Annotated in this window: 8 protein-coding genes; 4 read left to right on the top strand and 4 right to left on the bottom strand. The window is 69.7% G+C overall.

The window, feature by feature from the left end; translation table 11 throughout:
* From tilS to RWO33_RS18285, 3 genes are all read left to right on the top strand, one after another.
* Positions 1 to 582: tRNA lysidine(34) synthetase TilS (gene tilS / locus RWO33_RS18295; RefSeq protein WP_314106649.1), on the top strand; the 582-nt coding region annotated here is incomplete at its 5' end.
* Positions 583 to 618: 36 nt separating this feature from the next.
* Entirely contained in the window at positions 619 to 879 is a 261-nt protein-coding gene (locus RWO33_RS18290) for an exodeoxyribonuclease VII small subunit (RefSeq protein ID WP_145479800.1), read from the top strand.
* Entirely contained in the window at positions 869 to 1,747 is an 879-nt protein-coding gene (locus RWO33_RS18285) for a farnesyl diphosphate synthase (protein WP_314106647.1), read from the top strand. Before RWO33_RS18290 ends, RWO33_RS18285 begins: the two co-directional genes overlap by 11 nt.
* Before the next feature lie 64 nt (positions 1,748 to 1,811).
* On the opposite strand, the gene RWO33_RS18280 is transcribed toward RWO33_RS18285, so the two are convergent.
* Both RWO33_RS18280 and pmbA read right to left on the bottom strand, forming a co-directional pair.
* Positions 1,812 to 2,195: a DUF4870 domain-containing protein gene (locus tag RWO33_RS18280; RefSeq protein ID WP_145479796.1), complete on the bottom strand. Its 384-nt coding sequence runs from the start codon at positions 2,193 to 2,195 to the stop codon at positions 1,812 to 1,814.
* Positions 2,196 to 2,283: 88 nt separating this feature from the next.
* Positions 2,284 to 3,654, bottom strand: a complete 1,371-nt coding sequence (gene pmbA / locus RWO33_RS18275; RefSeq protein ID WP_314106645.1) for a metalloprotease PmbA — start codon at positions 3,652 to 3,654, stop codon at positions 2,284 to 2,286.
* Between the two features lie 68 nt (positions 3,655 to 3,722).
* Between pmbA and yjgA the strand changes: the two genes are divergently transcribed.
* A complete protein-coding gene (yjgA, locus tag RWO33_RS18270; protein ID WP_314106644.1) occupies positions 3,723 to 4,307 on the top strand; it encodes a ribosome biogenesis factor YjgA in 585 nt (194 codons plus the stop codon).
* A gap of 31 nt (positions 4,308 to 4,338) precedes the next feature.
* Here the strand turns inward: yjgA and tldD are convergent, their stop codons facing one another.
* Both tldD and RWO33_RS18260 read right to left on the bottom strand, forming a co-directional pair.
* Positions 4,339 to 5,784, bottom strand: a complete 1,446-nt coding sequence (gene tldD, locus RWO33_RS18265) for a metalloprotease TldD (protein ID WP_145479790.1) — start codon at positions 5,782 to 5,784, stop codon at positions 4,339 to 4,341.
* 70 nt (positions 5,785 to 5,854) lie between these two features.
* Positions 5,855 to 6,851 (bottom strand): AsmA-like C-terminal region-containing protein (locus tag RWO33_RS18260; protein ID WP_314106642.1); only part of this gene is annotated, 997 nt, incomplete at its 5' end.

The following is a 6,851-nucleotide window of genomic DNA, read 5'->3' as shown; positions in this document are numbered from 1 at the left end:
GTCTCGCCCGGCGTGCTGGACTGCGCGCGCCTGCAACGGCAACCGCGCGAACGCCGCGCACGGCTGCTGCGGCACTGGGTCCGCAGTGCCGGACAACCCCCGCTGCCGGCGGCCGGAGTGCAGGCGATCGAACGCGAACTGCTGCCCGCCACCCAGGACGCCGATGCGCAGTTCAGCTGGCAGGGCGTGCGCATCCGCCGGTGGCGCGGCCACCTGTACCTGCTGCCGATGGCGCTGGCCCTGCCGCTGGACTGGAGCGTGCACTGGGACGGGTCCAGCCCGTTGGCGCTGCCCGATGGGGGTGAACTGGCCCTGCTGGGCTGCCGCCGACTGGCCACCCCGGTGCAGGTCAGCGCACGCCGTGGCGGGGAGCGCATCCAGCTGCCGGGCCGCAGCCATACCCATGCGCTCAAGGACCTGCTGCAGCAGCGTGGGTTGCCGCCCTGGCAGCGCCGCCAGCTGCCGCTGCTGTATGCGGGCGACACCCTGCAGGCTGCAGGTGACCGGGTGATCGCCGCGCCGCTGCAGCAATGGCTGGATGAACACAGCGCGCAGCTGCGCTGGATCCCGGGCGCGGCCTGAATTGACCCCCCGCGGCGAGCGCATCACACTTGTCGCATGGCCAAGAAATCCCCCACTGACGCCTCCCCGGTCGCCCACTTCGAGCATTCGCTGGAAGAACTGGAGCAACTGGTGGAGAAAATGGAAACCGGCGAGATGAGCCTGGAACAGTCGCTCAGCGCCTACGAGCGCGGGGTCGGGCTGTACCGCCAGTGCCAGCAGGCGCTGGAACAGGCCGAGCTGCGCGTGCGCCTGCTCAGCGACCCCGCCCGCCCGGACACCGCCGAGCCGTTCGACCCGCCCAGCCATGACGGTTGAATCCACGTTCGCGCGTTGGCGCGATCGCATCGAAAGCCAGCTCGACGCCAGCCTGCCCCCGCCGCACCACGCACCGCAGCGCCTGCACCAGGCGATGCGCTATGCGGTACTGGGCGGCGGCAAGCGCATGCGCCCGCTGATGGTCTACGCCAGCGGGCAGATATTCGGCGCCGACGAAGATGCGCTGGACGCGCCGGCGATGGCGGTCGAGCTTATCCACGCGTATTCACTGGTGCATGACGACCTGCCGGCGATGGACGACGATGCCCTGCGCCGCGGCCGCCCCACCACCCACATCGCCTTCGATGAAGCGACCGCGATCCTGGCCGGCGACGCGTTGCAGACGCGCGCGTTCGGCCTGCTCGCCGACGCCGCGTTGCCGCCGCTGCTGCGCGTGCACTGCCTGCAGGCGCTCACCCACGCCTCGGGCGCGGCCGGCATGTGCGGTGGCCAGGCCCTCGATATCGATGCCACCGGCCACGCGCAGCCGCTGGCCGACCTGCAGCACATGCACGCCCTGAAGACCGGCGCACTGATCCGCGCGGCGGTACGCATGGGCGCGTTGTGCGGCGACGCCGCGCAGGCCGACCTGGCCCAGCTGGACGACTTCGCCAACGCGCTGGGCCTGGCCTTCCAGGTGCGCGATGACATCCTGGACGTGGAAGCCAGTTCCGAGCAGCTGGGAAAGACGGCAGGCAAGGACCAGGCGCAGGCCAAGTCCACGTTCCCGGCATTGTTGGGCATGGACGGCGCGAAGGCCGAGTTGGCCGTACTCAGCGAGCGGATGCAGGCAAGCCTTGCCGGGTACGACGAGCGCGCCGATGCATTGCGTGCATTGGGACGTTTGGCAGTCGAGCGCAATCACTGACGGTAGGTAGCAAAAAAAACGCCCGGCATTGCCGGGCGTTTTTCGCATTCCTGCAGGACAGGAATTATTTGATCAGGCGCAGGGTGAACGGGTAACGGTAGGCCTCGCCGTTGTTCGCCTTCACCGCGGCGATGATGCAGAACACGATGTTGAGGATTCCGACCAGCGGCGCCAGCAGGCCGCCGATGATCACGATCATCAGGATGAAGCAGATGATCATCGCCAGGGTGATGGTGATCTGGAAGTTCAGCGCTTCCTTGGCCTGGTCGGTGACGAAGCCCTTGCTGCTGTCGTCCTTGCTGATCAGCCAGATGATGAGCGGGCCGATGAACCAGGTGAAGATGCCCAGCAGGTGCGCGGCCAGCGCCATGGTGCGCTGGTCGCTGGGAACCGGGCCGACGCTGGTCGGCGGCGGCGGCGGGGCGGTGACGTTGTCGAATTCGCTCACGTGAAACTCCTTATCCAGTGTGTGGGTGGTGCGTGGCAGGCTCCCCGCCTGCCCAGGCAGCCGCCACAGGATACGTCAATCGATGCCGTCAATCGTTACCGGCTACGGTCATTCGTCCCACCAGGATCGAGCCGACCTGCACGTGCGAGCGGCGATCGATATCGCTGCCCACCGCTTCGATCGACGCGAACATGTCCTTGAGGTTGCCGGCGATGGTGATGCCGTCGACCGGGTACTGGATCTCGCCGTTTTCCACCCGGAAACCACCGGCACCGCGCGAGTAGTCGCCGGTCACGCCGTTCACCCCCTGCCCCATCAGCTCGGTGACCAGCAGGCCCTCGCCCATCTGCCGCGCCATCGAGGCGAGGTCAAGATCGCCACTCGCACGCACCAGCAGGTTGTGCACGCCGCCGGCGTTGCCGGTGGTCGCCAGGCCCAGCTTGCGCGCTGAATAGCTGCCCAGCACGTAGCGCTGCAGGACACCAGCTTCGATCAGCGCCGAATCGCGGGTGGCCACGCCGTCGCCATCGAAGGCGGTCGAACGCAGTCCACGGCGCAGCAGGGGACGCTCTTCCACCGCGAACCAGTCCGGGAACAGCTGCGTGCCCACGCTGTCGAGCAGGAAGCTGGCCCGGCGGTACAGCGCCCCGCCCGACACCGCGCCCAGCAGGTGGCCGATCAGCGAGCGTGCCACTTCCGGCGCATACAGCACCGGCATCTGCGCGGTGGCCATCGAACGCGGCTGCAGGCGGGCCACGGTGCGCTCGGCGGCATGGCGCCCGATCGACGCGGCATCCTCCAGGTCTTCCCGGGCCAGTGCAATGCTGTACCAGCCGTCGCGCTGCATGCCATCGCCCTGTCCGGCGATCAGCGCGCAGCCCACCGAATGGTGGCTGCTGCGGTCGCGGCCGATGAAGCCGTGCGAGTTGGCGTACACCGACAGGCTGGTGGCGGTGGCGGCCGAGGCGCCGTCGGAATTGCTGATGCGGGCGTCGGCGTCGCGCCCGGCGGCCTCGCAGGCCAGCGCCAGGTCCACCGCCTGGTCGGCCTGCAGCGCCCACGGGTGCCAGCTGTCCAGGTCGGGGAACTCGCGCGCCATCAGCGCCGGGTCGGCCAGCCCGGCGGCCGCATCGTCTTCGGTATGCCGGGCGATCGCGCAGGCCTGGGCCACGGTGGCCTCGAGACTGGCCGGCTGCAGGTCGGCGGTGCTGGCGCTGCCCTTGCGCTGGCCGAAGTACACAGTCACGGCGATGCCGCGGTCGCGGGTGGATTCCACCGTTTCGACCTCGCCCAGGCGCACGTTCACGTCCAGGCCGCGTTCTTCGCTGCAGCTGACTTCGGCCTGGCTGGCGCCCATCGCACGGGCCCGGGCCAGCAGCTGCTGGGAAATGTCGGCCAGCTGTTCCAGGCGCTGCAGGCTGTCGTCGGCGGCGGGCGCTTCAGGGGAGATCACGTTCAATGCTTTATCCTGTACGGGTGAGTGCCGGGCGCAACGCCGGGCGCAGTTCTGGAAGTGGAAACAAGACGATGCGCGGACGCGACGAAGAAACCGGTGAATTCCTTGATATCAGCCGCAGCCAGAACCGGCGCGACGCGCTGGACGTGCTGGCCCTGGGCGAGAAGCTGGTGTCGCTGACGCCGGCGCAGCTGGCCCGCGTGCCGGTGCCGGAAGACCTGCTGCCGCACATCGCCGAAGCCAAGCGGATCACCGCGCATATCGCCCACAAGCGCCAGCTGGCGTTCCTGGCCAAGCACATGCGCCGCGAGGACGACGCCACGCTGGATGCGATCCGCGATGCGCTGGACGCCAACAGCGAAACCTCGCGCCGCGAAGTGGCCGCGCTGCACCGCGCCGAAGACTGGCGCGAGCGCCTGCTCAAGGACGGCGACAAGGCGCTGGCCACGCTGCTGGAGGAATTCCCGCAGGCCGACCGCCAGCAGCTGCGCACGCTGGTCCGCAACGCCCAGGCCGAGCGCGCGAAGAACAAGCCGCCGCGCGCGTACCGGGAAATCTACCAGGTGCTGCGCGGGCTGCTGGTACCGGCCGCGCTGGGCCTGGATACCGCCGCCGGCGCAGACGCCGACGACGACGAACTGGCCAGCGACGACTGAACCGGGCAGGCAGGAGGGATGCATCCGGCGATCAGGCCTGGGTGCCGCCCACGGTGATGCCGTCGATCAGCAGCGACGGCTGGCCCACGCCTACCGGTACGCTCTGACCGTCCTTGCCGCACACGCCGACGCCTTCATCCAGCGCCAGGTCGTTGCCGATCATGCGCACCTTCTGCATGGTTTCCGGGCCGTTGCCGATCAGCGTGGCGCCCTTCACCGGCGCGGTGACCCTGCCGTCTTCGATCAGGTACGCCTCGGTGGCCGAGAACACGTACTTGCCACTGGTGATGTCGACCTGGCCGCCGCCGAAGTTGACCGCGTACAGGCCCCGCTTGACCGAGCGGATCATTTCTTCCGGGTCGTGCTGGCCGGCGCGCATGTAGGTGTTGGTCATGCGCGGCATGGTCATGTGCGCGAACGACTCGCGGCGACCGTTGCCGGTCGGGGCCACGCCCATCAGGCGCGCGTTGAGCGAATCCTGCATGTAGCCGACCAGGATGCCGTCCTCGATCAGCGTGGTGCACTGGGTCGGGTGGCCTTCGTCATCGATGTTGAGCGAGCCGCGGCGGCCGTCGAGGGTGCCGTCGTCGACGATGGTCACGCCGGGCGCGGCCACGCGCTCACCGATGCGGCCGGCGTAGACGCTGGTGCCCTTGCGGTTGAAGTCGCCTTCCAGGCCATGGCCCACGGCTTCGTGCAGCAGCACGCCCGGCCAGCCCGGGCCCAGCACTACGGTCATCACCCCGGCCGGGGCCGGGATCGCCTCCAGGTTCACCAGCGCCTGGCGCAGCGCCTCGCGGGCGAACGCCTCCGGGCGGCCATCGGCAAACAGTTCGGCATAGCTGTAGCGCCCGCCACCGCCGGCGTAACCGGACTCGCGGCGGCCCTGCTGTTCGACGATCACCTGCACGTTCAGGCGCACCAGCGGGCGGATGTCGCCGGCCAGCACGCCGTCGCTGCGCGCGATCAGCACCGTGTCCACGCCGCCGGACAGGCTCACCATCACCTGCTGCACGCGCGGGTCGGCCGCGCGCAGGTAGCGGTCCAGGCGCTTGAGCACTTCAACCTTGGCTTCATTGCCCATGCCGTCGATCGGGTCCACGGCCGGGTACAGCGCGCGCGCGTTGCCGCGCACCAGTGCACGCGCCGGCTGCGCGCCGCCATCGCGGGAAATCGCGCGCGCCGACTGCGCCGCTGCCAGCAGCGCGTCGCCATGGATGTCGTCGGAATAGGAGAAGCCGGTCTTCTCGCCGGCGATGGCGCGCACGCCCACGCCCTGTTCGATGGAATGCGCGCCGTCCTTGACGATGCCGTCTTCCACGCTCCAGCTTTCGCGGCGTGCATGCTGGAAGTAGAGATCGCCGAAGTCGATACCCGGTCCGAGCAGGGTGCCGAAGGTGCGTTCCAGGCCGCCGGCGTCGAGCCCGGCGGGCAGCAGCAGGCGGTCGTGGGCAAGGGTGAGTGCGTTGTCGGTCATGATCCTGATCTATGGGCGCCGGCCGCCTTCGCAAGCCGGGCGCGGCAAATGGAGCGGTAAGCGGGGAACGTCAACGCACCACCGGGGCCGGTGCGGCCGCGGGCGGCGCTTCGTCGCGGTCGATCACGTCGACCTTGGGCTCGGCCCATGGGCCGGTGACGCGATAGGTCTTGGCACCGATCTGCCCCAACGGCTTGGACAGCACGGCGTTGGCCGCCGCGCCTACCGCGGCGCCGACCGGTCCACCGGCCACCGCGCCCACCACGGTGAGCAGGTTGCCCGCACGCGGATTGACGTCGATGGTCTGGTCGAACTGCTGCCGGCGCAGGTCGGTGCGGCCGCGGATGCTGATGTTGGCGGCCGGTCCTTCAATCAGCACCTTGTCGGTGGTCGCCATGCCATCGGCGAAGTCCAGCGTGCCGCCGACCTGGTTGAAGGCGAAGCCCTTGGAGAAGAAATCGCGGAAATCGAACATCAACCGCCGCGGCAGCTGGGTCACGCTGAGCAGGCCCAGCACGCGACCGGCGCCGGGTTCCAGCTCCAGCAGCTGGCCGTTGCGCGCCTGGACCTGCATCCGCCCCTGCAGCGCGCCGAGCTGGAAGTCGGACGGCCCGCCTGCCCAGCCGGCGTCGAGTGTGATCTGGCCCTGGCCGCCGCGCAGCTGGCCGCCGTAATCGAGGTTCTGCATCAGCCCGCCCAGGTCTTCGCTGTCCACCTTGACCTCGACATGGGTAGTGGCCGCGGTGCCCATGCCCAGCCAGCGGCCCTGGATGTCGATGGCCTGGCGGGGGGCACGGAACTGCAGCCGGTCCACGCTCAGGCCGTTGCCGAACGGCCGCGTGCGCAGCACCGCCTGCCCCAGCCGCGCCTTGCCGAACTGCAGGTCGGCCACGTCCAGCGACAACGGCGGAATCTTCGCCGGGTTGGTGTCATTGGCACTGGCCTGTACGCGTGCCGGCAGCGTGGCATCGGCGGGCAGCGCGATCGGCGCGCCGTCGCCGGGAGCCTTGATCGGCGCCGGCGGCGACTGCCAGTGCACGCGGTCGAGCGTGCCGACGATGGCGGCG

Origin of the sequence: uncultured Stenotrophomonas sp. (genome assembly GCF_963519925.1) — a bacterium.
In the GTDB taxonomy this organism is placed as follows: Bacteria; Pseudomonadota; Gammaproteobacteria; order Xanthomonadales; family Xanthomonadaceae; genus Stenotrophomonas; species Stenotrophomonas maltophilia_AE.
The sequence above is the reverse complement of the archived record's forward strand: the minus strand, read 5'-3'. Positions and strand labels throughout refer to the sequence as shown.

What these genes read in the sequence shown, in the direction of transcription:
- RWO33_RS18290 (WP_145479800.1), top strand. Translation starts at nt 619, where the DNA reads ATGGCCAAGAAATCCCCCACTGACGCCTCCCCGGTCGCCCACTTCGAG.
- RWO33_RS18285 (WP_314106647.1), top strand. Translation starts at nt 869, where the DNA reads ATGACGGTTGAATCCACGTTCGCGCGTTGGCGCGATCGCATCGAAAGC.
- yjgA (WP_314106644.1), top strand. Translation starts at nt 3,723, where the DNA reads ATGCGCGGACGCGACGAAGAAACCGGTGAATTCCTTGATATCAGCCGC.
- tldD (WP_145479790.1), bottom strand. Translation starts at nt 5,784, where the DNA reads ATGACCGACAACGCACTCACCCTTGCCCACGACCGCCTGCTGCTGCCC.